Origin of the sequence: Thermopolyspora flexuosa (genome assembly GCF_006716785.1) — a bacterium.
Lineage (GTDB): Bacteria > Actinomycetota > Actinomycetes > Streptosporangiales > Streptosporangiaceae > Thermopolyspora > Thermopolyspora flexuosa.
Window position 1 is genome coordinate 4,108,402 of sequence record NZ_VFPQ01000001.1, and the last position, 24,261, is coordinate 4,132,662.

Below are 24,261 nucleotides of genomic sequence, written 5' to 3' on the forward strand. Positions count from 1 at the left end.
CGCGCCGGTGAAACGCGTCGCCGTCACCGCCGACCCCCATATCGACGCGCTCGACGGCGTGCGGGCGATCGCCGCGTTCGCGGTCCTCACCTTCCACGTCGCCATCGAGTCCGGCGCCGCGCTCGGCGACGACTTCTTCACCGGCCTGCTCGCGCGCGGCGACGTCGCCGTACCGATTTTCTTCACCCTGTCCGGGCTGCTGCTCTACCGCCCCTGGGCGACCGCCGCGCTCACCGGCGCCCCGGCCCCCGACGTCCGGGCCTACCTGGTACGGCGGGCGCTGCGCATCCTGCCCGCGTACTGGCTGGTCGTGGCCGTGGCGATCACGTGGTGGTCGCGCGACCGGGCCGGCGACCCGGGCACCTGGCTCGTCCTGCTCACCCTCACCCAGACCTACCACCCCGACCCGTGGTGGGTGGGGCTGGGGCCGAAGGGCCTGGCGCAGATGTGGAGCCTGTGCGTGGAGATGGCGTTCTACCTGCTGCTGCCGCTGCTCGCGGCCGGCCTCGCCGCGTTCGCCCGGCGGGCCGGGGACGACGTGGGCCGCCGCGCCCGGCGGCTGCTGCTCGGCCTCGCCGCGCTCGCCCTCGCCTCCCCGGTCACCGTGGTGCTCAGCCACCACCCGGCCTACCTGCCGCACCTCAACAGCTGGCTGCCGCGCTCGATGGCCTACTTCGCCTGCGGCATGGCGCTCGCCGTGGTGCTCGCCTGGGCGGCGGCCGACCCCTCCCCCGGCAACCCGGCCCGGCGGCTGCGCCGCTCGGTCGCCGCCGCCCCCGGTACGGCGTGGCTCGTCGCCGCCCTGGCGTACGCGATCGCGATCACCCCGGTGACCGGGCCGCGGTTCACCGGCGTCGAGGGGGTGTGGCCGGGCCTGTTCGAGACCCTGCTCTACGGGACCGTGGCCGTCTGCCTCGTGGCCCCGGCCGCGATGCTGCCCCGGCCGGGCGCGCTCGTCGGCCGCATCCTCGGCAACCGGGTCATGCGGTGGCTCGGCCGGATCTCCTACGGCGTGTTCCTGTGGCAGTTCGTCACGCTGTACGGCTGGTACGAGTTCACCGGGCAGCCGTCGTTCACCGGGAACTTCCCCGGCAACCTCGCCGCGGTGGCCGCGATCACGATCGTGCTCGCCGCGGTCACCCACCGGCTGGTGGAGGAGCCCGCCCGCCGCCTCGGCCGCCGCGTCACCGCGCGGCTGCGCCACCGGGAGCGGCCGGCCGTACCGTCCGGCGGGCCCGTCCCGGCCGCGCCCCGGTACGTGAAGTCCGAGCACGTGAACAGGAGCAGCAGTGGAGCCCTCTCCTGAGCCCTTCCGCGCCACGTTCGGCCGGTCGGTCCGGCTGCTGCGGGCGTTCCGCAAGGAGCAGACCGATCCGGACTTCTTCTACGGCCTGCTCGCCCGGGACACCGTCGCCCAGCTCGCCACCTACACCGAGCTGGCCGGGGCGCTCGTGTGCGACGTCGGCGGCGGGCCCGGGTACTTCACCGAGGTGCTGCGCGCCCGCGGGGCCCGGCCGCTGTGCGTCGACGTCGACCTCGGCGAGCTGATGGCGCGCGACGGCGTGGTGCCCGAGGGGGCGGTGCTCGGCAGCGCGCTGGCGCTGCCGCTGCGCGACGCCACGGTCGACGTCTGCTTCTCCTCCAACGTGCTCGAACACGTGCCCGACCCGTGGCGCATGGCCGGCGAGATGGTGCGGGTCACCCGGCCCGGCGGGGTCGTGTACCTGTCGTTCACCAACTGGCTGTCGCCGTGGGGCGGGCACGAGACCTCGCCCTGGCACTACCTGGGCGGCCACCGCGCCGCCGCCCGGTACACCCGGAGGTACGGCCGCCGCCCCAAGAACCGGTACGGCGAGAACCTGTTCCCGGTGTCGGTCGCCGCCGCGCTGCGCTGGGCGCGCCGCCGCGCCGACGTCGAGGTGCTCGACGCCAGGCCGCGGTACCACCCGAGCTGGGCCACCTGGGTGGTGCGGCTACCGGGACTCCGCGAGATCGTGACCTGGAACCTGTTGCTGGTCCTGCGCCGCCGCTGAGCCGCCGGCCCGCCGCCGACCGGTCCACCAGGCGGCGAGCACGGCGAGCGGGGCGAGCGCGAGGAGCACGGGCGGCAGCACGTCCCGGACGAGGATCGCCCAGGAGCGGAACCCGTTCGCCTCGGCGGCGAGGATCTCCACGTCGAGCGGGTCGGTGGCCAGGTCGGCCTCGAACGCGACGAGGCGGTCCACCCCGTCGGCGGTGCGCAGGGTGTCGCGCCGCTGCTCGCGCACCTGCACCGGCAGCCCGCTCTCCGGCTCCACCCACAGCGTCCGGGTGATCGCGACGTACCGGGACACGGGCACGAAGCCGCCCGCGCCCTCGCCCCGGTTCCCGGCGCCCCTGCCCGCCGATCTCCCCTTCTTCGCCGGCTTCTTCTTCCGGCCCTGGTCGAGGCCGAGCGCCTCGGCGGTGTACACGTCCGGCAGGTCCTCCACCCGCACCGGGCCCGCGGTGGCGGTGTACCGGTACACCGGCAGGCCCGCCACAGTGTCCTCGCCCGCGAAGCGCAGCGTGACCTGCCGCCGCAGCACCGGGTCGTACATCGGGTAGTCACGCCTGTCCGCGCCGAACGGCAGCCGGAAGGCGAGCCCGCTCTGCCGCGCGCCGGGGACGTCGTCCACGTACGACTCGCAGCAGTCGACGATCATGCCGGTGCGGCGGTCGAACGCGGTGCGGCGCTCGTGGTAGTCGATGCGCTGCCCGAACTCCGTCTCCACGCTGGAGAACTCCACCCACACCGCGGTGCGCTCGTCCCCCGCCCCGGGGTCGCCGAGCAGGGTGGTGGTGGCGGTGACCGGCACGCCGCGGCGCACCTCGAGCGTGGCCGGGTCGAGGAAGCTCGCGTCCCGGTCGGCCAGGTGGTGGATCCGGTTCTGCTCCAGCGGCAGCACGAGCGCGCCGGGGTAGACGAGGGTGCGCAGCAGCACCGCCATGGTGGCGAGGAACGCCGCGGCGGCGAGCAGCGCCGTCCGCGCCCCCCGGCCCCCCGCGCGGACCTTCCCGGACCCGCTCATCGCGGCGCCTCGGCGTGCGACGGATCCGCCGGTGCGTCGCCCGGCCCGGAGGCGTCCGCCGGGGCCTGCGGGGCCGCCGGGCGCGGCGCGGGCCGCGGGCCGTCGCCGGGCACGGCCGCGACGATCCCGCCCAGTACGGCGAGGCAGAGCAGCTCGGGCGCGAGACCGGCCCACGGCGCGATCCCCGCCGAGGCGCCGAAGGCCGCGCTCAGCCCGGCGAGGGCGAGCAGCGCGGCGGGCGTCCAGGGCGACAGCAGCGCGCGGGCGAACCGGTGCAGCGGGCTGCCGTCGATGGCGTGCTGGGCCGAGCGCACCCGCCGCGCCCACCACACGGCGAGGGCCACGAGCGTGACCACGGCCGCCCCGGCCACGCCGCCGGTCCACAGGCCGGCGAGCGGCGCGAGCGGCCACGCCCACCGGACGCCGATGCGGGCGGCGCCCACCGGCGCGGGCCGCCGCCCGCGGCGGCCGGGGACGAGCGCGAGCACGACGACCGTGAGCACGAGGCCGAGCCCGGCGAGCAGCGCCACGCGGTAGGCGGGCTCGGGCTCGTAGCGCAGCTCGACGGTGCCGGAGGCCCCGGCGGGCAGCACCCACGCCTGCCGCCACCCGTCGAGCCGGGCCGGGGCGAGCCGGGTGCCGCCGAGGTAGGCCTGCCAGCCCGCGTTGTGGTTCTCGTTGACCACGAGGTAGGCGGGCGACGAGGCGGACGGCGCGGCCACCCGCAGCCGACGCTCCTGCGGCCCCCAGGCGAGCACCGTGGCCGCGGCGGCCCGCACGGTCCCGGTGCCGGACGCGGCCGCGGACGCCGTGCGCGCCCCGGGCGCCCGGTCGGCCCGGGTCAGCACGACCGAGCGCACCCGGTACGGGTCGGTGGCCGCGGCGGTCACCCGCGCCGAGCCGGGCGAGAGCCGTACCCGGGCGCAGGCGGCGAAGCCGAGCGGGCGGCCGTTGAGCACGTCGTCGAGGGTGCCGTCGACGATCCGGGTCTGCACGGTGCGCCCGCCGACGGTGAGCGTGGGCCCGAACCCGCACGGCAGCCGCAGCGGGACGTCGCCCGGTGGGCCGAGCGGCCGTACCCCGGGGATGGTGATGTCGGCGACCTCGACCGCGCGGGACGCCGCCGCGGTGAACTCGATGCGCAGCCGCCGCACGGTCATCTCCGGGAAGTGGATCCACCCGTCGCCGCCCACCCAGGCCTGCACCGCGTGGGTGTCGGTGCGGATCGTCACCTTCACCGGCGGCTTGCCGAGGTGCGAGTCGGGGAAGAGCAGCCGGATCTCCGAGACGCGGCGGTCGCGGCCGAGGTCGATGTCGAGCGCGGGCCGCCGGTCGGCCGGGTCGGCGTACCAGATCGTCTTCAGGTCGCCGTCGAACGCCGCCCGGCCGAGCGCCGCCGGGTGGCCGGTCGCGGTCGAGGACGCGGTGACGTGCGGGTAGATCTTCGGCAGGTTGACGATCCGGTCGGCGGTGGCCGGGTCGGTGAGCACCGCCCGCCCGGTGACCGCCCGGGTCTCCTCGTGCGGCACCGGGAACGTGCGGTCGAACCCGTACCCGTCCTCGCGCAGGATCTCCAGCCGCTGCGAGCAGGACCAGGACGACGAGCCGCGCATGCAGGCAGGCGCGCCGTCCTGCGCGGCCAGGAGCACGACGTCCGCCGTGCCGTCCCCGGGCAGGCCGGGCACCGCGAGCGTGCGCTCCGGGCGCACGCCCGGCAGCGTCACCTCGGTGACGCCGACCCGGCCGCCCGCGCCCGGCGTGCCCCGCCCGGCGACCTTGGTGACCCGGATGCGCAGCCGCCGGGTCGGCCCGGCGGGCGGCTCGACCCGCTGCGGCGCGTCGGTCGGCAGCACCGCCACCCGCCGGGTCCCGGCGTCGGTCTCCAGCGCGATCTCGGTCACCGCCGGGCCGATCAGGTTCCGCTCGAAGGCGATCTCCAGGTACGGCAGGCGGGTCGGGGCGGTGAACTCGACCTGCAGCCACTCCCCGACCGGGCCGCGCCACCCGTCCGAGCGCCAGCTCGTGCGCCGGTCCCCGTCGAACGCCGCGTACGGCTGCCGCCCCGGCTCGCGGATCGCGGGCGGCGCGGTGACGTCGGAGGCGGCGGAGGAGGCGGTGATCGCGGCGACGCCGAGCAGCCGGGCCGCGGCGGCGGCCTTCGACCAGTTCGGGTCGAGCAGGTCGGTGGTGCGCGCGGCCTCCCCGGCCGGCAGCGTGGCGCCGGCGCTGCGCCGTACGTCGCCGTAGACGAGGTCGCGGCGGCGCAGCGTGTCGGTGAGCACGGTGCGCGCGTCGAGCGTCTCCGGGGCCCCGGCGTCGTCGCCGAGCAGCACCGGCGCGTCGTCGGTGAGCACCCCGGCGTCGGCGAGGTCGAGCACGCCCTCCGGCGATCCGGCGGCCCGCACCGCCGCCCCGGCGGGCAGCACCGCGGCGACCGGCGCGGGGTCCGGCACCTCGTACACCTCGAGCGCGCGGTAGGGCTGGTCCCACCAGCCGGAGGCGATGCCGCCGGACCGCTCGCCGACGAACGGGCCGAACTCGGCGACCCGCCGCAGCCCGCCGGAGTCCTCCAGCGCCTGGTGCACCCGGGCGGGCCAGGCGGTGCCGAGCGTGTCCCGGGCGAGGTCGTTGCGCACCAGCAGGTAGCGCACGCCGATGCGGCGCAGCGCGAGGGTGATCCCCGCCGAGCCGGTGCCGTTCGCGATGCGCTCGTCGATCGCCTGGAGCAGCCGGGCGAGCCCGGCCGAGCCCCACGGCACGTTCGAGTGGGTCGCCCAGCGCGCGGTGAGCAGCATCTGCATCGGCTCGTCGAGCGGGCGGCCCCACTGGTACTCGCCGCGCTTGGAGCCCGGCACGACGAGCACCATGTGCTCCCCCGCGTTGCGGTTGAGCCAGGCGGCCGCGTCCCGCCAGTACGACGGCAGGTCGGGGAACGGCCCCGGCGGGGTGACCCCGGCGGTGGCGACGGGCGCGAGCGCGCAGACCACCGCGGCGGCGGCGAGCACCGCCGGACCCGGCAGCGCCACCCGCGGCCGGGCCGGGTGCGGCAGCAGCGGCGGCAGCGCGGCGAGGCCGAGCGCGAGCGGCAGCCGGATCAGCGCGTCGAACTTGTGCAGGTTGCGGAACGGGGCGAGCACCCCGTCGAACGCGTCCCGGACCTGCTCGGCCCACGGGAAGGCGAGCGTGCCCGCGTGCCCGGCCGTCACGATCGCCACCCCGGCGAGCACGCACAGCGCGAGGAACGTCCGCTCCGGGGTGTCCCGGCGCAGCAGCCCGGCGAGGCCGAGCGCGGCCACGGCCGCGGTGGCCGCGACCAGCCACGGCCGGGTGGCCTGCTCGTAGGCGGCGGGCAGCCACGGCATGCCGTTCTCCACCAGGTGGGCGAGCCAGCTCGAGGTGCCGCGCAGCACGTTGAGCAGCGAGGTGACGCCCGTGGTGGCCTCGGCGGTCTCGATGAACGGCAGGAACGAGAAGATGTACCGGCCGAGCAGCAGCAGCGGCACCAGCCACCACATGGAGACCGCGGCGACGCACCCGAGCCACCAGGCGAGCAGCGCCCGCTTGCGCGGCCCCGCGGACCGGGTGAGCAGGTAGAGGCCGGGCACCACGAGTACGGCGAGCTCGGCGGCGGCGTTCACCCCGCCGGCGAACGCGAACGCCACGGCGGACAGCGCGGCGGCCCGGCGCGGGCTCGTGCCGTCGTCGCGCGAGCCGTACACCAGCGGCAGCAGGATCCACGGCAGCACCGCGCTCGGCTGGAACTCCGAGGAGTTGAACCCGATGAGCGCGAGCGCGTGCGGGGCGAGCGCGTAGCCGAGCCCGGCGAGGACGCGGGTGCCCGGGGTGCCGACGCCGAGGGCGCGGGCGAGCCGCTCCGTGCCGAGGAACGCGGCGCACAGCACGAGCGTCATCCACAGCCGCTGGATCGCCCACGCGGGCACGCCGACGGCGTCCAGGACGACGTAGAACGGTCCCATCGGGAACAGGTAGCCGTACGCCTGGTTCTGCAGGTGGCCGAAGTAGGCGTCGTCCCACAGGTGGAGGGCGCGCTCCAGGAAGCCGAGCGGGTTGACCGCCATGTCCATCTTGGTCTCGGAGATCAGCATCCCGGGCGCGGTGTTGAACGCGATCGCGCCGAGCAGCAGGCAGCCCGCGAGCAGGCGCAGGCGGTGCCGTAATGCGGCCTCCGGCCGCTCGTGCCGGAACGCGGCCTCCGGCCGCATGTCCGGGGCGCGCCGGTCGGACCCGGCCGTCCTGCGGGCACGGAACCGGGCGGCGAGGGCTGCGGCTTTGGTGGCGAGGCTCAAGGCGCGCTTCTCTGCCGGCTCAGAGGGGGTTTCGGGTCATTGCGGTCTCGCGGGGAGCGAGGTGGAACCGTGTTTTCCGAGCGTGTCCGCGCTTGTCCAGCTCTGCGGCTATCAGCTGGGTCATCCTAGCGCCGGTACGGCCCCAGGTGAACCGGTTTGCCCAGGCCCGGCATGCCTCCTGCACCTCGGCCCGCCGGGCCGGGTCCGCGAGCTCGTCCAGCGCCCGGGCGACCACGTCGGCGAGCCGCTCGCCGTCGCGCACCAGCCAGCCGGTCTCGCCGTGCCGTACCGAGTCGCGCAGGCCCGGCACGTCGTAGGCGACGGTGGGCACGCCGAGCGCGGCGGCCTCGATCACCGTCAGGCCCCAGCCCTCGAACTCGGATGCGGTGACGTTGAGCCGGGCGGTGCCGAGCACGGCGTTCTTCTCCGGCTCGGCGAGGAAGCCGTGCAGGTGCACCCGGTCGGCGACGCCGAGCTCGCGGGCGCGCGCGGCGAGCCGGTCCCGTTCCGGGCCGCGGCCGACCACGTGCACCCGCAGGTCCGGCCAGCGGTCGCGCAGCTCGGCGGCGAGCTCCACCACCCGCTCGACCCGCTTGTGGCCGACGAGCCGGCCGAGGTACGTGATCACCGGGTCGCCGGGCGGCGCGGCGGGCTCGGCGACCGGGCGGGCGGCGGGGCCGCCGTTGTGGATGATCTCGATTGGCGCGATCCAGCGCAGCCGTTCGCGCAGCTGCCTGCGGGAGGACTCGGAGACGGTGACGGTGGTGCAGCGGCGGTAGAGCAGCCGGGCGACCGGCCCCTCGATGAAGCAGCCGAGCCGGGCGACCGGCCGCGGGAAGAAGGCGTGGAACTGCCGGTCGTGCACGTGGTGCACGACCACGATCACCGGGGTACGGCGGGGCACCACGAGCGGGGCGAAGAACGGGATGCCGTTCATGCAGTCGATCACGACGTCGAACCGGCGGCGGTTGAGCAGCAGCCACAGCGGCACGAGCAGGTAGACGAGGAAGCGGTTGCCCATGCGGCGCAGCTCGATGCCGTCGCGCCGCTCGGCCCGGGGCTGGCCGGGCTCGCGGCTGGTGGCGAAGTGCACCGTGGCGCCCTGGCCGACCAGGTGGCGGGCGACCTGCCAGGCGTACTGCTCGGCCCCGCCGGCGACCGACTGCAGCGGCTCGCGGAAGTTGAGCAGGGCGACGCGCACGCCCGCGAGCGGCCGGTCCGGCGGGGCGTCGGGCGTGCCGGAGGATGCGGAGGAGGGTGCCGCGTCCGGGGCGGCGACGGCGGGCCGGCCCGTGGCGGACGGTGGCGCCGCCGGTCCGGGCTCACCTTCCGCGTACCGTGCGACCACGTCGTCTCCTCACACCGCGCTACACGTCATCTCCCTCGGCCACGTCCCGCTCGCCGGCGCCGGGACGGCCGCGCGAGGGCGACGCCGGTCCGGCCGGACCCGGTCACCTGCTGCCGTAGTTGTACAGCGGCCGGTCCGGCGGCTTGGGGGTGGGCGAGGCGACGTTGACGACGGCCACGGAGGCACCGACCGCGAGCACGGCTCCGGCGATCAACGCGGCGAACACCCGCAGCATCGCGACCTCTCCTTTCGCCGGGCGCACCGGAAATTAGAACGTGATCCAGGTCACAGCGTAAAGATCCTATCAAACCGTGTCCTGAAACTTACCGTGCAGTATGACGTGAGATTAGGCGTTTTCCCAAATCACAGCCGTACCAGGGTGAGTTCCGGTCCGGCATGAACCACGGTTCCGCCCGGCAGCCGTGACTGAAACCTGTTACGGTCCGGCCCGCTGATGAGCACGTACCGCACGCCGCGCGCCCGCAGCGCCGCGGTGACCGGGCCGTCCCCGGCGAGCAGCGCCCCGATCGCGCGGGCCTCGGGGTCCTCGCCCGCGACGCGCAGCTCGCCGCCGCCCGGCAGGCCCACGGTGAGCGCGTCGTTCCACAGCACCCGCCGGGCGAACATCTTCACCGCCGGGTCGAGCGTCACCCGCCCGCCGTTCCACGCGAACGCCCGGTGCGCGCCCCACGGTAGCGACAGCAGCGCCCCCGGCGCCGGGTCGTCGTTCACCAGCGCCTGCACCCGCCGCCACTCCGCCGGGTACGGCACCGCGTCGAGCCGCCCGAACGCGCCCCAGGCCGCGCCCGGCAGCACGAGCACCGGGGCGAGCAGCACCACCACGGCCACCGGCCAGACCGGGGCCGGGCGCCGCCCTCTGGCGGGCGCGGTGACGCGGGCGGCGAGCAGGCCGAACCCGGCCGCCACGAGCAGCGCCAGCGGCGCGAGGTAGGCCTGGCCGTCGCGCAGCGGGCCGAACCCCGGCCACCAGGCGATCAGCGTGCGCGGCAGGCCGGGCAGGTACGCCCCGGCGAGCGCCACCGCGAGCCCGGCGGCCGCGGCGGCGAGCAACCCGGCCCACCAGGCCGGACGCGCCGCCCGGGTGCGCCCGGCCCACAGGTAGGCGGCGATCGCGGCGAGGCACAGCGCGAGCCGGGCGGTCGCGGGCGGCCACTCCCCCTGGCCGGGCACCTCCGCCTCGGCGTTCCAGATCCCGCCGAGCGCGAGCAGGCTGCCCGCCGTGCCGTACGGCCCGTCGGCCCGGGCGGCGAACGCGTCCACCCCGGCCGGGTCGGTGGACGCGCCGGAGAGCAGCGCGGGCACCGCCCACGGCAGGCAGTACGCGGCGATCACCCCCGCCGCGGCGGCCGTGGCACGCCAGGAACGGCCGGGCCGGGTCGCGGCGACCGCGAGCACGGCGGGCGCGGACACCAGCATCGCCTGGAAGCCGCCGGCCGCGGCGGGCAGCAGGGCGAGCGCGAGCCGCCCGGTCCCGCCCCGGGCCGCCGCGCGCACCGCCCACGGCAGCCCGGCGTAGCCGAGCAGCAGCGCCCACTGGCCGAGCAGCAGCCGCTGGGCGAGGTAGGCGTTCCACGCGTACAGCACCGCCGCGGCGAGGCGCGGCACGAGGCGGCCGCCGGGCACGAGCGCGGCCGCCCCGGCCGCGGCGAGCACGAAGATCCCCAGCAGGATCGCCTTCTGCACCAGATCGGCGGGCAGCACCCGCGCCGCGGCCGCCAGCAGCAGGTCGCTCGGCACCGACCGGGGGAACCCGCCCGAGGGCCAGGCGAGCGGCGGGTCCGGCACGACCACCATGTCGTACCGGAGTGTGAACCCGGGCCCCAGCGCGGGCCCGAGCGCCGCCACGCCCAGCACGAGCCCGGCGAGCGCGGGCGCCAGGGCGCGCGGCGCGGCGCGCCACCGCTCCCTGCTCGCCGGGCGGGCGGGGCTCACGTCACCTGCCGGGTTCCGGGTCGCGCGGCAGCCCCAGCATGCGCTCGCCGATGATGTTGAGCTGCACCTCGGTGGTGCCGCCGTAGATGGTCATGGCGCGGCTGGCGAGGATCGCCCGGTTCCAGAACCCGGCGTCGCCGAGCTTGACGTCCGCGGCGGTCGCCGCGGCCGGGCCGAGCAGGCTCACCGCGCACTCGGCCACCCGCTGCGCGTGCGAGGTGGACAGCAGCTTGCGCACCGACGCGTCCGCGCCGGGCTCGGTCCCGGCGAGCTGCCGCAGCGTGACCCGCAGGCTGAGCGCGGCGATCGAGTGCGCCTCGCAGACCACGGCGGCGAGGTCCTGGCGCTCGGCCGGGGTGAGCTCGCGGCCGAGCCGGGAGCACAGGCCGAGCAGCTCGCGCAGGCTCGCCCCGGAGGTGCCCGCGCCGACCGAGAGCGACACCCGCTCGTTGGAGAGCGTGTTCCGGGCCACCCGCCAGCCGTCGTTCACCTCGCCGACCACGTGCTCGTCGGGCACGAACACGTCGTCGAGGAACACCTCGTTGAACAGGTTCTCGCCGGTCAGCTCGGTGAGCGGGCGCACGGTCACGCCCGGGGCCTTCATGTCGACGAGGAAGTACGTGATGCCGTCGTGCTTCGGCCTGTCGGGGTCGGTGCGGGCGATGCAGATGCCCCACTCGGCGTGCTGGGCGAGCGAGGTCCACACCTTCTGGCCGTTGAGCCTCCAGCCGCCCTCGACCTTCTCGGCCCGGGTGCGCAGCGAGGCGAGGTCGGAGCCCGCGCCCGGCTCGGAGAACAGCTGGCACCACATCATCTCGCCGCTCAGCGTGGGCGGCAGGAACCGCTGCTGCTGCTCCGGCGTGCCGTACACGGCGAGCGACGGCACCACCCAGGCGCCGATGAGCATCTGCGGCAGCCGCACCTTCGCGGCCTTCAGCTCCTGCAGGATGATCACCTGCTCGAGCGGGGAGGCGTCGCGGCCCCACGGCTTGGGCAGGTGCGGGGTGACGAACCCGGCCTTGGCGAGCGCGCGCCGCTGCTCCACGCCCTCCAGCCGGGCGATCTCGTCGATCTCGGCGCGGATCCGCGCCCGCAGCGGCTCGGCCTCCTCCGGCAGGTCGATCGTCATCTCCCGGGTGACGCCGGCGAGCGCGAGCCCGGCCACCCGGTCGGCCCACTCGGCCGACGGGCCGAGCAGCGCGCGCAGGGTGAGCGCCCGGCGGTAGTAGAGGTGCACGTCGTGCTCGAAGGTGTAGCCGATGCCGCCGAAGGTCTGGATCGCGTCCGCGGCGCAGCGCACCGCCGCGTCGGGGGCGGTCACCGCGGCGATCGCGGCGGCGTACGACCGCTCGTCGGCCGACGGCCCGGCGGCCTCCTCACCGGCGGCGTTTCGCGCGGCGTCGAGCGCGCGCAGCCCGTCCCAGACCGTGGCGCGGGCCTGCTCGAGCGCGACGAGCATGCGGGCGAGCTTGTGCTTGATGCCCTGGAACTGGCCGATGGGACGGCCGAACTGCACCCGCACCTTGGCGTACTCGGCCGCCTCGGTCACGCACCACGCGGCGAGGCCCGCGGCCTCGGCGCCGAACAGCACCGCGGCGATCTCGCGCACCTCGGCGGCGGTCAGCCGCTCGAGCACCCGCTGCGCGGGTACGGCGAGGCCGTCGACCTCCACCTTGGCCACGCCGCGCGTGAGGTCGAGGCTCGCCAGCGGGGTCACCGTGGCCCCGGCGGCGTCGATCGCCACCCACTCCTCGCCCTGGTCGGTGCGCACCGGCAGCACGAGCACGTCGGCGACCGCGCCGCCGAGCACGGGCTGCGCCGTACCGGTGATGGTGAGCTCGCCGTCCTCGCCGCGCACGCCGGTGATCTCGGCGGTGAGCGCGACCGCACCGGTGAGGGTGCCGTCGGCGAGGCCGGGCAGCAGCTCGGCGTGCGCCTTGCCGTCCGCGGCGAGCACGACGGCGCTCGCCAGCACCGTCGGCAGGTACGGCCCCGGCGCCACCCGCTCGCCGAGGGCCTCGAGCGCGACGGCCGTCTCGAGCAGGCCGTACCCGGACCCGCCGTGTTCCTCGGGGATGTGCAGCCCGAGCAGGCCCTGTGCGGCGAGCCCCGCCCAGAACGGCGGACGCTCCTCACGCTCGGCGGACACCGCGGCCCGCACCACCTCGCTCGGGATCTCGCGCGTCGCCCAGCCGAGCACCGACTCGCGCAGCGCCTGGTGTTCCTCGCTCAGCCCAATCGCCATGACGTTCCCTCCCGGACACGACCCGGTTAGAACTATATTCTGGAAGCGGCCCGCTGAGGAGGGGCGAATATTCATGAGCCGCCGTCGCGTCCGCCGTCAGTCGTCGACCTGCACGGACTCGACGATCGTGTTGAGGTCGCGGAACTGGTCGGGCCGGGAGTCCGGCACGGTGGCGAACAGCAGGCCCGGCTTCGCCTTGCCGGTGTCGGCGACCACGACCACCGCCTGGGAGGTACGGCTCTCGCCGTCCACCTCGTAGGCGACCCGGTAGCCGAGCACCCAGCCGCGCCCTCCCGCGAACGACTGCGAGGCGGTCCAGGTGACCTTCGTCGGCGTGGGCTGGTAGCGCAGCGTCCAGCGCGCCGCCCGGACCGCGAGCGCGCGGTACCGCTCGGCCGTGGACAGGTCGGCGGGGACCGTTCCGGGCAGCGGCGCCGAGGCGATCAGCGCCTGCGGGGCCCGGGCCGAGCCCGCGCGCTGCGCCGCGGTGAACGGCCTGGCCGTCGTCGTGGTCCACGGCTCGCCGAGCCGCGGATAGGTGAGCCCGGCCTCCTCGTCCACCACGAGCCCGATGACCGGCGCGGCGGTGCCCGGCAGCATGTCGAGCGACTTCGCCCGCGGCGGCGCGGGCAGCCGGACCTGCGGGGTCGGCGTCGGCTCGGCGGAGGCCGGGTCCTGCGGGGCGGCGCCGGCCGCGCTCGCCCGGGTGGTGCTCGCCGTGTCCGGGGGCGGGTCCTCGTCGAACACGATGAAGACCAGGATCACGGCGGCGATCGTGGCGATCAGGGCGAGGAAGGCGTAGACGGTCCGCAGCGGGATGTCGCCGATGCGCAGCAGCAGGCTGTCCGGCAGCTCGCTGCGGGAGGACGGCCCGCCGCCCCCGGCACGGGTGGCCCCCGGGTGGGGCACGTCGGCGGGCAGCGGCCGCGCCCCAGGGAACGGTCCACCCGCCCTCGGCCGCAGATCGGCGGTGGGGCGGTCCTCCTCGAACGGTCCGGGCGCGGGCACGCCGGGCGCACCCCCGGCGGGCCGCGGCGGCACGGCGGCCCCCGGCGCGACGGGCCGCGTGACACCGGGACCGGGCGGCTGCGGGGGCCCGGGCCGCCCGGACGGCCGCGACGGCGACGACGGCGGCCCGGCCTGGGACACGCCGGGAAACGCCCACGCGGGCGGCTCGGACGCCGAACCGCCCGCCGGGCGCGGCGGCCGCTCCGTCCCCGTGGAACGCGGCGGTTGCGGCGCGGCCGCAGGAGGCGACGACCGCGGCGGAGCGGCCGCGGCGTGCGGTGCCTGCCCCGCGGCGGCGGGACGCGGCGGCTGCTGCTGGGCCGCGGACGGCTTCGGACGGGGCGCGGCGGGCGGCGGCTGCGGCGTGGCGCCCGCGGACGGCGGCGCGGGCCGCTTCGCCCCGGCGGCCCCGGCGGACGGTCCCGCCGGAGGCTTCGCCGCGGGCGGCGGTGCGGCGGCCGGGCGCGGCGCGGGCGAGCCCTCCGCGGGCCGGTCCGGCCGGGCGGGGCCGGGCGGCGCGGAGGCCGCGGACGGCTTCGGACGGGGCGTGGCGGGCCGGGCGTCGCCCGGCTCGGCGCCGGGTTCCGACGGCGCCTCCTCCGGATCGATCTTCGGCATCGGTGTCGTCGGCGCGTCGTACGAAGGGATGAACTTGCTGGGCCGCCCGTCCTCCGGGCGTCCGGTCGTCTTCTCGCCGCCGTCCGCCATGTGGGCAGGCTACGTCACGCGGCCCGCCCGATGGGCGGCCAGTCATCACGCTTCGGCCACGGATGTGACGATTACCGCAGGTCACAGGCCGGATATGAGCATAGAAGAGAATGTGTCCGGCATGTAAGGAACGCCGCACCGCGCCCGGCGCATCTCCCCCAAACCCCAGGGGAAGGAGCCTGACATGAGGACCCATAGGCTCATCCCCGCCGGTGCGCTCGCCCTCGCGCTGCTCGCCGGGTGCGGCGCGGCGGGCTCGGGCGCAGGCACGCCGGGCACCGCATCGTCCCCCGCGTCCGCGGCCACCCCCACCGAGACCGCGGCCACCGGCACCGCACCGGCCCCCGAGGCCGCGGCCGCGCTGGAGCAGGCCTATGTCGAGGTCATCAACCGCGTGCTGCCGTCGATCGTGCAGATCAACACCAGGGACGGCCTCGGCTCGGGGGTCGTGTACGACGGCTCGGGCCACATCGTGACCAACGCCCACGTGGTGGGCAACGCGACGAGCTTCGAGGTGACGCTCCCCACCGGCGGCGCGCCGCGCCGCGCCCGGCTGGTGTCGTCCTTCCCCATGGGCGACCTCGCCGTGATCAAGGTGGACGACGCCTCCGGCCTGTCCCCCGCGACGTTCGGCGACTCCAGCAGGCTGCGGGTCGGCCAGATCGTGCTCGCGATGGGCAACCCGCTCGGCTTCTCCGGGACCGTGACCGACGGGATCATCTCCGCGCTGGGCCGTACGATCACCGAGCCGCAGGGGCGCGGCTCCCCCGGCGCCACGATCACCGACGCGATCCAGACCTCGGCCGCGATCAACCCCGGCAACAGCGGCGGCGCCCTGGTCAACCTCTCCGGCGAGGTGATCGGCATCCCCACCCTGGTGGCGACCGACCCCCAGACCGGCGGCGGCACCGCGCAGGGCCTGGGCTTCGCCATCCCCAGCAACACCGCCAAGGACGTCGCCGACCAGATCATCACCCAGGGCGAGGTGACGAACACCCGCCGGGCCGCCCTCGGCGTCCGGGTGCAGACCGTGGTCGGCCGCGACGGCACCCCGGCCGGGGTGGGCGTCTTCGAGGTGATCCCCGGCGAGGCCGCGGCGAAGGCCGGGATCCGGACCGGGGACGTGATCACCGCGATCGACGGCGCCCCCACCCGCAACATCCAGGAGCTGTCCGAGGTGCTCGCCGGGCACAGGCCCGGGGACCGGGTGCGGGTGGACCTGCGGCGGGCGGACGGCTCCACCACCGCGGTGACCGTCACCCTCGGCGAGCTGAAGCAGGACTGAGTCCGGTACGGCGGGCCGCGGCGGCCCGGCGGGCGGTGCCGTCAGCGGCGCCGCCCGAGCGCCCGTACCCGCGCCACCAGCTCGGGGAGCGCGACCGGCTTGGCGAGGCAGTCGTCGGCGCCCTGGGAGAGCGCCTCGATCCGGGCCATCACGTCCCCCGCCGGGGTGAGCATGAGCAGCCGCCCCCGCACGGGCTGCCGGGCGAGCCGGCCGACGATCTCCTGCTCGCGGGCGGCCGGCGGGTCCGCGTCGAGGACGATCACGTCGTACCCGGACCGCGCCAGCCGCCGCAGTGCCTCCTCCCCGTCCGGCACCACCTCGACGGCCATGTCGCTGCCGCGTAAGGAACCGGCGATCCGGTTCGCGAGAGCCGGCTCGCTCTCGACGACAAGCACGCGCATCGCCGCATTCCTCCTGGTCACCGGCACAGACAAGGCCGCACCCAAGGATGCCGCACCGGGCATCAGCTGCCCGTAAGGACGCCGAGTCACGTCCCGTCCGGGCGGCCGGGGACGCGCCCCTGCCCGCACCGGCCCGGGGAAAACGCAAGGCGGCGGTGTCGCGAACGACACCGCCGCCGGCGGAACGTGGAGGTGGCGGGAATCGAACCCGCGTCCTTCGCCATCGGGCCAAGGCTTCTCCGGGCGCAGCCTGCTCTGGGTTTCTCGGCCCCGGCGGACACGCAGGCGAGTCGCCGAGGGCCCAGCCACTGTGAGGTTTCCCGCTCAGCCCCGTGGCCGGGCCGAACGGTTGAGCCTCCTAGCGATGCCAGACACCGGGCCGGAGGCGCTCCCGGGCTGACAGTGGGTCGACTCGCTTATCAGGCAGCGAGAGCCAGCTCACGCTGGCTGCCCACGGTGGCCTTGGAATTGGCACTTATTTTTTTGCGGACACAGGATTTACGAGGTTATGTCCGCCGTCCTCGGCCCGCTTCCCTTGACACGAACTGGCGAAGTCGAAACCGGTCACCCCCTTGTTGAGTTGTCAAACACCGATCCTTCCGGATCAGCGTGATCCTACACCTAGCAACACCGAAGCCGCCACGTCAATTCCCGGCGACAGGGACGAACCGGCAGGTCCCGGGCCTTCGCCCGGAGCGAAGCGGCGGTACGGCACGGCCGGCGTGACCGGAGGCGACGGCCGGGAGACGAGGGACGGAGACCACGACGGGGGATCCTGGCCGGAGAGCCGAAACCCCCGGGGACCGGTGATCCGATCCCCGGGGGTGACCGGCAGGGTCGAGCCGGTCCGGACGGCAGGGCTTCCCCCGAGATGAAGCCCTGGTCTCATCACGGCGACTGAGTCCGCAACCCCCCAAGCGGTGCTCAGTCACCCGGTAAGACGCCCGGGCGAGCGGCGATGGTTGCTCGCCCCGGAAGATTTTCCACGGCCCCGGTACGGCACGGCCGGCCGGGGGCCGGCGCCGGGCGGCCTCAGGCGGCCGACCGGGCGGCGGAGAAGAAGCTCCCGGCCACCGCGGCCGCCGTGGCCGGGTCGCCCCGCTTGGCCAGGACGGCGACGGCGAGGTCGCCCTGGTAGCCGATGAACCAGGACAGCCGCACCGGCTGCTTGTTCTCCACGTGGCCGACCTCGGCGGCGACGCCGTACACCCGGCCGCGGGCGGTGGCGGCGGCCTTCGCCGAGCCGGACTCCACGCCCGCGCGCATGATCGCCCGCAGCTGCTTCGCCACGCCCTCGTCGAGCGTGATCGGCGCGGTGGCGACCGGGTTCGGCACGTCGGCGGTCGGGTCGGGCGAGGCCGGGGAGGTGACCAGCGTGGGCGGATGCCAGGTGCCGCCCGCGATCGCCGCGGCGACCAGGGCCATGGAGAGCGGGCTCACCTGCACGCTCTGCCCGACGATCACCCGCGCCTTCTCCGCGTCGGTGACGGCGGGCGGCACGTGGCCGCTGAACGAGCGCAGCGGCAGCGACCAGCCCGCGCCGATGCCGAACTGCGCGGCGGCCGCGGCGAGGGTCTCACCGTCGACGAGCCGGGCCATCGACGCCAGCGCGGTGACGCAGCCGTGGGCGAGGCCGGCCTGGAAGGTCGGCGTGGTGCCGACCACCTCCGAGCTCTGCTGGAACCGCGCGCCGCCGACCGACCGGTCCCCGGTGCACGGCACCTTCTGGCTCGGCCGGATCCCGGACTTGAGCATGCCCGCGGCGGCGACCACGGAGAACGCGGTCCCGGCCGGGTACCGCCCGGCGAGCGCGTCGCGCTCCTGGTGCATGTCCTCGGTGGCGACGGCGCGGATCTCGCCGGTGGCGACGTCCACGGCGACGAGCGCGACCGGGCCCGAGCCGTTCACCGCCAGCTCGGCCGCGGTCTGCACCGAGCCGTCGATCGTGGTCCGCACCGGCGTGTTCGCCCGGCCGGGCCAGGCGGCGAGCTCGGTCACCTCCTCGCCGGAGGCGTCCACGGTGACCACCCGGGTCTCGGTGGAACCGGTGAGCTGGTCCTGGTAGGCCTTCTGCAGGCCGCTGCGGCCGACCGTGTCGCCGGCCCGCTGCGGGCCGCCGAGCTGCTGCTCGGTCTCCGGCGTGACCACGTTCACCTGGCCGACGATCTGCGTGGGCGGCGCGGGCGCCACCGGCTGCTCGTCCTCGTAGATGTTGACGCCGGGGATCTTCAGCTTGTCGCGGAGCTGGGCGTACTTGGCGCGGCCGAACGTGGCGAGCGGCACCAGCTCGTTCGGCGGCGCCGAGCGGATCCGGCTGAGCAGCCGGTCCGCGGGGAACCCGGTGACCCTGGCGAGCTCCTCGCACAGCTTGGCCGGGTCCTTGAGCTTCGCCGGGACGACGCTCGCCACGTAGACGGTCTGCTCCTCCTGCAGCGAGTCGCCGTCGCGGTCGAGGATCGGCTGGCGGCCGTTCGAGTTGGTGATCACCGCGAACCGCTCGCCCGGCCGCAGCTTGGGGTGGAGCACGCTCGGCGACCAGCGCACCTTCCAGGTGCCGTTCACCAGGCGCAGCGGCAGCACGCCGTCGTACTCCCACAGCGGCTGGTTCTCGCCCAGGTCGACCTCGGCGTGGTAGCGCGCCTCGGCGGTGTCGCCGTCCATCCGCAGGCTCTTCAGCGAGAACCGGAAGGAGGCGGCGTCGAGCTGCAGGCCGACGTCGGCGAGCGCGCGACGCACCGCGGCGGGGTCACCGTCGGTGCGCGCCGCCGCTTGGGCGAAGCCCTCCTCGTCGCCGGTCTGCCATCCGACGAGGAACTCCTGCACCGCGTCGTGCGGGGTGGGCTCCTCGAAGCAGCCGGTGAGGGCGGGGGTGAGCAGGGCGAGCACGAGCGCGGCCCGCACGGCGCGGGCGCCGCGCCGCCACCGCCTGCCACCGCCCGCCCGTACGGCTGCGCGTGGCCGGTCCGACCCGTCCGCCACGGTCACGCTCCCCGGCGGCGGACGGCGTACGACATGGCCCGGGCGATCTCCCGCTTCGCCTGCTTCTCGGCGAGGTCGCGGCGCTTGTCGTACAGCTTCTTACCGCGGGCGACGCCGATCTCGACCTTCGCCCGGCCGTCCTTGAAGTAGAGCGAGAGCGGGATCAGGGTGAGCCCGCGCTCGTTGGTCTTGCCGATCAGTCGGTCGATCTCCCGCCGGTGCAGCAGGAGCTTGCGCTCCCGCTTGGCGGCGTGGTTCGTCCAGGTGCCCTGGCTGTACTCGGGAATGTGGACGTTCTGCAGCCACACCTCCCCATCCCTGACCACGGCGTAGCCCTCGGTCAGGTTGGCCCGGCCCTGCCGCAGCGACTTCACCTCGGTGCCGGTCAGCACCATCCCGGCCTCGTAGGTGTCCTCGATGATGTAGTCGTGCCGGGCCCGCTTGTTCTGGGCGATGAGCTTGCGCCCCGTCTCACGTGGCATATCCCGAGCCTACCGGGGGCCGTCACACCTTCAGGTAGCGGCGAAGCGTGACGAACGAGGCGATGACACAGATGAGCACGCCGACCGCCATCGTGAACGCGATGACGACCGCGACGTCCTCCCAGGTCATCCGCGCCGCCGCCACGAGGTAGTTCTGCATGCCGTCGAAGATCACGATCTTCGCGGCGACGAGCATGAAGCCGGAGATCACACCGCCGATCAGGCCGGCGACCATGCCCTCGAGCACGAACGGGGCCTGGATGTACAGGTTCGAGGCGCCGACCAGCCGCATGATCGCGGTCTCCCGGCGCCGGTTGTACGCGGACAGGCGGACGGTGTTACCGATCAGCAGGATCGCGGCGAAGACCTGGATGAGCGCGACGACCAGGGCCGACGACCGCAGCGTGCCGAGGAAGCCGAAGAAGTTGTCGACGATCTTGCGCTGGTCGACGACCTGGGAGACCCCCTCGGCCTTCTGCAGCGTCTCGATGACGTTGCCGTAGTTCTCCGGGTTCTTGAGCTTGATCCGGAAGGACTCCGGCATGTCCTCCACCCTGGTCGCCGCGACGAGGACGGAGTTGTTGGCGTACTGCTGCTTGAAGTTCTCGTAGGCCTGCGCCTGGTCCTCGAACTCGACCCGCTCAACCTCGGTCATGGCCTTGATCTGCTGCTCGAGCTTGGCCTTCTGCGCCTGGGTGACGCCACCCTTCCCCTTGCAGTTGTCGAAGGGGCTGTTCTTCTGGCACAGGAAGACCGAGATCTCGACCTTGTCGGTCCAGTAGTTCTTCGCCTGGGAGACCTGCGTGTTGATCATCATCCCGATGCCGAGCAAGGCCATACCGATCGCAACGGTGACGATGAGCGCGATGGTCATCGTCGCGTTGCGCCGGAGGCCGATCCAGACCTCGGAGAAGATGAAACCTGCCCGCACTTGGGACTCCCCTGATTACTCGAGCCGATCAGTACGCCTGGCCGTACACACCGCGCGACTGGTCACGGACGATCCTGCCGTCCTCCAGTTCCACCACACGCTTGCGCATGGAGTCGACGATGGCGGCGTCGTGGGTGGCCATCACCACCGTGGTTCCGGTCCGGTTGATCCGGTCGAGCACCTTCATGATGCCGATGCTCGTGGCGGGGTCGATGTTCCCCGTGGGCTCGTCCGCCAGCAGGATCATCGGGCGGTTCACGAAGGCGCGGGCCATCGCCACGCGCTGCTGCTCACCACCGGACAGCTCGTGCGGCATGCGGTGTGCCTTGCCCTCCAGGCCGACGAGCTCGACCACTTCCGGCACCACCTTGCGGATGAACCGGCGGGGCTTGCCGATCACCTCGAGGGCGAACGCGACGTTCTCGTACACGTTCTTGTTCGGCAGCAGCCGGAAGTCCTGGAAGACGCAGCCGATACGGCGGCGCAGGTGCGGCACCTTGAAGTTGGACAGGCGCGACAGGTCCTTGCCCGCCACGTGGATCGTCCCACTGTCGGGCCGCTCCTCCCTCAGGATGAGGCGGAGGAAGGTGGACTTCCCCGATCCCGAGGGACCGACCAGGAACACGAACTCGCCCTTGTCCACGTCTACGGATACGCGGTCGAGGGCAGGGCGGTTCTGGTTGGGGTAGACCTTGGTGACGTTGTCGAAGTGGATCACGGGCGCATCACGGCATGCCAGTCTAGGGGGTGGGACGGTGACGAAGGGAGTTTCCTCGCCACCCGCCAACCAGAAGGGCGGCCTTTACCAAAGATCGACGTTCCGGTTGGCCATCGCTCAGTCTAGGGGGAACACTGGCATGGAAGGCCCATAACGGAAACAAAACAATTCCGGTCTCGCCACCGGCGGGGCAAGAGAGGGCGCACGAAGGGTGCACCAAGGAGCGCACCGAGAGGTGCTGTGGAGGCTGGAGCGTCGACATGAGCTGTGACCATCTCATCTGTGCGCACTGCGCCGGACCCGTCGTCGAGGGCCGCTGCCCCGTCTGCCGCGCCGGCCGGGAGAAGATCCACCACCAGGGCCCGGCGGGTCTGTCGCCGCTGCTCGTCGCGCTCGCGCTCCTGCTGGTGCTGATCGCGCTGATCGCGGCCCGGCACCTGACCGGCGGTCTCTAAGCCGGGTACGGCCGTCGCCCGGCACGCCGATGCCCTCGGGGCCGTGCCGGGTTCCCGGTGTGCGTGCCCGCCCGCCGGGCGTTACGCCCTGGCCTCGGTCTCCCGCCGCCGCAGCCAGCGGATCTCGCCCTCGATGAACTCGTCGAGCTCGCCGTCGAGCACCGCCGCCGGGTTGCCGGACTCGATGTTCGTGCGCAGGTCCTTGACGATCTGGTACGGGTGCAGCACGTAGTTGCGGATCTGCGTGCCCCACGAGGTGGTGGTCTCGCCGCGCAGCTCGGCCAGCTTCGCGGCCTCCTCCTGCCGCTTGCGCTCCAGGAGCTTGGCCTTCAGCACCGCCATCGCGGTCGCCTTGTTCTGCAGCTGGGAGCGCTCGTTCTGGCAGGAGACCACGATCCCGGTCGGCAGGTGGGTGATCCGGACCGCCGAGTCGGTGGTGTTCACGCCCTGGCCGCCCGGCCCGGAGGACCGGTACACGTCGACCCGGATCTCGTCCTCGTTGATCTCGATGTCGTCGGTCTGCTCCACCACCGGCACCACGTCCACGCCGGCGAACGAGGTCTGGCGGCGGCCCTGGTTGTCGAACGGGCTGATCCGCACCAGCCGGTGGGTGCCGTGCTCGCCGCGCAGCGTGCCGTACGCGTAGGGGGCCTTGACGGCGAACGTCGCCGACTTGATGCCCGCCTCCTCGGCGTAGGAGGTCTCGTAGACCTCCGTCGGGTAGCCCTTGCGCTCGGCCCAGCGCAGGTACATGCGCAGCAGCATCTGCGCCCAGTCGGCCGCGTCGACGCCGCCGGCCTGGGCGTTGATCGTCACCAGGGCCTCGCGCTCGTCGTACTCGCCCGACAGCAGGGTGCGCACCTCGAGGGCGTTGATCTCGCCGCGCAGCTTGGCGAGGTCGCGGTCCGCCTCCGCCCGGGCCTCCTCGTCCCCCTCCTCGGCGGCCAGCTCGTACAGCACCGCGAGGTCGTCGAGGCGACCGGCGAGCGACTCGACGCGGTTCAGCTCCGCCTGCAGATGGGAGAGCCTGCTGGTGACCTTCTGCGCCCGTTCCGGGTCGTTCCACAGGTCGGGCGCCGCGGCCTGCTCCTCCAGCTCCGCGATCTGCTTGCGCATCGCGTCGAGGTCGAGCACCTCCTGAATGCCCTTCAGGGTGCTTCTCAGCTCGCTGATCTGTTCAGCCGGATCGATGGGTGCCACAACAGTAAAGGGTACGCGACGTGACGGCCCTCTCGCTCCGCGCCGGACGCGCCGTGGATCGCCGCCGGGCGGACCGGACCGCGCGGCTACCATGGGGCGCGCGGTCTTCGGACGGGAGGGCGGTGTGGACAGGCTGCTGCGCAGGGCGCTCGCGGCGCTCGCCGTCCTGCTCGCCGCGGTGGCCGGGTGCACCGCGGACGGCGCCGGGCGGGTCGGCTCGACCGGCTCCCCCTCGGCCGGCGACGCCACGGCCACGGCCGGGGGTGCGCAGGCCGCGGACGAGCCCGCGGTGACGCTCCGGGAGGCCGCCCGCGAGCTGGAGGAGCTCCTCGCCGCCGACGACGTGGCCCGGGCCTCCGGGGAGGAACGGCTCGCCCTCGAGCTCGCCCGGGACGGGCAGCACGCGGTCACCCCCGCGATCTACCGCTCTGCCGATCTCGCCCCGCCCCGGTACGTCTGGGGGCGGCCCACGCTGCTGGTGCCGCGGCTGTCCGAGTTCCCGCACTGGTTCGCCGCGCTGGTCGAACGCCGCGAGGCGGACAACCCCCGGGCCGCGCCGCGCACCGCGGTGCTCGTGCTCATGCGCGACGCCGAGCACGTGCCCTGGCGGCTGGCGTTCTCCTCGCTGCTCGACGAGGACCGCGAGGTGCCGCCGGTCGCGCTCGACGAGGAGGGGTACGCCACCGCGCTCGCCACCCGCGACGAGAGCATCAAGATCAGCCCCCACCTCATCGGCGCGGTGCACGCCACGATCGCCGAGGAGGGCACGGTCGCGTTCGCCAAGGGCCTGTTCGCGCCCGGGCCGTACACCACCGGGTACTACACGGAGATCACCGAGTCGCGGCGGCTCGCCAAGGAGCGCGACTGCATGAACTACGACTCGATCTTCGCGGCGACCACGTACCCGGTCTACGCGCTGCGCCTCGAGGGCGGCGGGGCGCTGGTGTTCTACTCGCTCAACCGCACCACCACCTGGCACCCGGTGCTCAAGTGCGGCGAGGGCCGGCGGCTGGAGATCCCCAAGGGGGCCCGCTGGCTGCTCTCCGACCCGTCGATCGTCGCCCAGCGGCAGATCGTGGAGACCCAGCAGTACGTGAGCGTGGTGCCCGGGAAGAACGCGGCCGCCCCGGCCGAGGTGATCGCCTTCGACGGCTTCGTCACCAAGGCGAGCGCGCGCTGAGCCGCCGCCCG

At 74.6% G+C, this 24,261-nt stretch carries 19 protein-coding genes and 1 other RNA gene; 6 read left to right on the forward strand and 14 right to left on the reverse strand.

All coding sequences use genetic code 11. The annotated features are described in order from the left end of the window. Positions 1–7: 7 nt before the first annotated feature. Positions 8–1,306: an acyltransferase family protein gene (locus tag FHX40_RS17465; RefSeq protein ID WP_229789001.1), complete on the forward strand. Its 1,299-nt coding sequence runs from the start codon at positions 8–10 to the stop codon at positions 1,304–1,306. After that, positions 1,290–2,033 carry a class I SAM-dependent methyltransferase gene (locus tag FHX40_RS17470; RefSeq protein WP_142260618.1) on the forward strand — a complete coding sequence of 248 codons (744 nt, stop codon included), beginning with the start codon at positions 1,290–1,292 and terminating at the stop codon, positions 2,031–2,033. The genes FHX40_RS17465 and FHX40_RS17470 overlap by 17 nt, the downstream gene beginning before the upstream one ends. Here the strand turns inward: FHX40_RS17470 and pgfA are convergent. The 7 genes from pgfA to FHX40_RS17500 all read right to left on the reverse strand — a co-directional run bounded on the left by pgfA (position 1,974) and on the right by FHX40_RS17500 (position 13,911). Further along, the gene (pgfA, locus tag FHX40_RS17475) at positions 1,974–3,050 is read right to left on the reverse strand and encodes a cell envelope lipid trafficking protein PgfA (RefSeq protein ID WP_142260619.1); all 1,077 of its coding nucleotides are present in this window, start codon (positions 3,048–3,050) and stop codon (positions 1,974–1,976) included. The genes FHX40_RS17470 and pgfA overlap by 60 nt on opposite strands. Then, entirely contained in the window at positions 3,047–7,357 is a 4,311-nt protein-coding gene (locus tag FHX40_RS17480) for an alpha-(1->3)-arabinofuranosyltransferase domain-containing protein (protein ID WP_229789003.1), read from the reverse strand. Before FHX40_RS17480 ends, pgfA begins: the two co-directional genes overlap by 4 nt. 19 nt (positions 7,358–7,376) lie before the next feature. Next, the gene (locus FHX40_RS17485; protein ID WP_142260620.1) at positions 7,377–8,705 is read right to left on the reverse strand and encodes a glycosyltransferase family 4 protein; all 1,329 of its coding nucleotides are present in this window, start codon (positions 8,703–8,705) and stop codon (positions 7,377–7,379) included. 103 nt (positions 8,706–8,808) lie between these two features. Then, complete coding sequence (locus tag FHX40_RS26085) at positions 8,809–8,940, reverse strand: hypothetical protein (protein ID WP_268241046.1); 132 nt, start codon at positions 8,938–8,940, stop codon at positions 8,809–8,811. A gap of 128 nt (positions 8,941–9,068) precedes the next feature. Continuing rightward, entirely contained in the window at positions 9,069–10,658 is a 1,590-nt protein-coding gene (locus FHX40_RS17490; protein WP_142260621.1) for an MmpA family trehalose lipid delivery protein, read from the reverse strand. Between the two features lies 1 nt (position 10,659). Continuing rightward, positions 10,660–12,903, reverse strand: coding sequence for an acyl-CoA dehydrogenase family protein (locus tag FHX40_RS17495; RefSeq protein ID WP_142260622.1), 2,244 nt, complete (start codon positions 12,901–12,903; stop codon positions 10,660–10,662). A gap of 96 nt (positions 12,904–12,999) precedes the next feature. Continuing rightward, the gene (locus tag FHX40_RS17500) at positions 13,000–13,911 is read right to left on the reverse strand and encodes a hypothetical protein (RefSeq protein WP_142260623.1); all 912 of its coding nucleotides are present in this window, start codon (positions 13,909–13,911) and stop codon (positions 13,000–13,002) included. 364 nt (positions 13,912–14,275) lie between these two features. Here FHX40_RS17500 and FHX40_RS17505 point away from each other — a divergent pair, with 364 nt between their 5' ends. Then, complete coding sequence (locus FHX40_RS17505; protein ID WP_142260624.1) at positions 14,276–14,746, forward strand: hypothetical protein; 471 nt, start codon at positions 14,276–14,278, stop codon at positions 14,744–14,746. A gap of 57 nt (positions 14,747–14,803) precedes the next feature. Further along, positions 14,804–15,904 (forward strand): S1C family serine protease, encoded by a 1,101-nt coding sequence (locus tag FHX40_RS17510; protein WP_142260625.1) that lies wholly within the window; start codon positions 14,804–14,806, stop codon positions 15,902–15,904. Positions 15,905–15,945: 41 nt separating this feature from the next. Here FHX40_RS17510 and FHX40_RS17515 read toward each other — a convergent pair whose 3' ends face one another. From FHX40_RS17515 to ftsE, 6 genes are all read right to left on the reverse strand, one after another. After that, a complete protein-coding gene (locus FHX40_RS17515; protein WP_170198875.1) occupies positions 15,946–16,305 on the reverse strand; it encodes a response regulator transcription factor in 360 nt (119 codons plus the stop codon). A gap of 184 nt (positions 16,306–16,489) precedes the next feature. Beyond that, positions 16,490–16,877, reverse strand: a transfer-messenger RNA (tmRNA) gene (gene ssrA, locus FHX40_RS17520). A gap of 460 nt (positions 16,878–17,337) precedes the next feature. Next, a complete protein-coding gene (locus FHX40_RS17525) occupies positions 17,338–19,284 on the reverse strand; it encodes a penicillin-binding transpeptidase domain-containing protein (protein ID WP_142260627.1) in 1,947 nt (648 codons plus the stop codon). 2 nt (positions 19,285–19,286) lie between these two features. Continuing rightward, positions 19,287–19,766: an SsrA-binding protein SmpB gene (gene smpB, locus FHX40_RS17530; RefSeq protein WP_142260628.1), complete on the reverse strand. Its 480-nt coding sequence runs from the start codon at positions 19,764–19,766 to the stop codon at positions 19,287–19,289. Positions 19,767–19,788: 22 nt separating this feature from the next. Next, the gene (ftsX, locus tag FHX40_RS17535) at positions 19,789–20,697 is read right to left on the reverse strand and encodes a permease-like cell division protein FtsX (RefSeq protein ID WP_142260629.1); all 909 of its coding nucleotides are present in this window, start codon (positions 20,695–20,697) and stop codon (positions 19,789–19,791) included. A gap of 28 nt (positions 20,698–20,725) precedes the next feature. Further along, entirely contained in the window at positions 20,726–21,415 is a 690-nt protein-coding gene (gene ftsE, locus FHX40_RS17540) for a cell division ATP-binding protein FtsE (RefSeq protein WP_142260630.1), read from the reverse strand. A 260-nt stretch (positions 21,416–21,675) separates the two neighbouring features. Here ftsE and FHX40_RS17545 point away from each other — a divergent pair, with 260 nt between their 5' ends. Continuing rightward, entirely contained in the window at positions 21,676–21,870 is a 195-nt protein-coding gene (locus FHX40_RS17545; RefSeq protein WP_142260631.1) for a hypothetical protein, read from the forward strand. 81 nt (positions 21,871–21,951) lie between these two features. On the opposite strand, the gene prfB is transcribed toward FHX40_RS17545, so the two are convergent. Continuing rightward, positions 21,952–23,070, reverse strand: coding sequence for a peptide chain release factor 2 (gene prfB, locus FHX40_RS17550; RefSeq protein ID WP_142260632.1), 1,119 nt, complete (start codon positions 23,068–23,070; stop codon positions 21,952–21,954). A 124-nt stretch (positions 23,071–23,194) separates the two neighbouring features. On the opposite strand from prfB, the gene FHX40_RS17555 reads away from it, so the two are divergent. Then, positions 23,195–24,250 (forward strand): DUF8094 domain-containing protein, encoded by a 1,056-nt coding sequence (locus FHX40_RS17555; protein WP_142260633.1) that lies wholly within the window; start codon positions 23,195–23,197, stop codon positions 24,248–24,250. Positions 24,251–24,261: the final 11 nt, after the last annotated feature.

What these genes read in the sequence shown, in the direction of transcription:
- FHX40_RS26085 (WP_268241046.1), bottom strand. Translation starts at nt 8,940, where the DNA reads ATGCTGCGGGTGTTCGCCGCGTTGATCGCCGGAGCCGTGCTCGCGGTC.
- FHX40_RS17515 (WP_170198875.1), bottom strand. Translation starts at nt 16,305, where the DNA reads ATGCGCGTGCTTGTCGTCGAGAGCGAGCCGGCTCTCGCGAACCGGATC.
- FHX40_RS17495 (WP_142260622.1), bottom strand. Translation starts at nt 12,903, where the DNA reads ATGGCGATTGGGCTGAGCGAGGAACACCAGGCGCTGCGCGAGTCGGTG.
- pgfA (WP_142260619.1), bottom strand. Translation starts at nt 3,050, where the DNA reads ATGAGCGGGTCCGGGAAGGTCCGCGCGGGGGGCCGGGGGGCGCGGACG.
- FHX40_RS17510 (WP_142260625.1), top strand. Translation starts at nt 14,804, where the DNA reads ATGAGGACCCATAGGCTCATCCCCGCCGGTGCGCTCGCCCTCGCGCTG.
- smpB (WP_142260628.1), bottom strand. Translation starts at nt 19,766, where the DNA reads ATGCCACGTGAGACGGGGCGCAAGCTCATCGCCCAGAACAAGCGGGCC.
- FHX40_RS17545 (WP_142260631.1), top strand. Translation starts at nt 21,676, where the DNA reads ATGAGCTGTGACCATCTCATCTGTGCGCACTGCGCCGGACCCGTCGTC.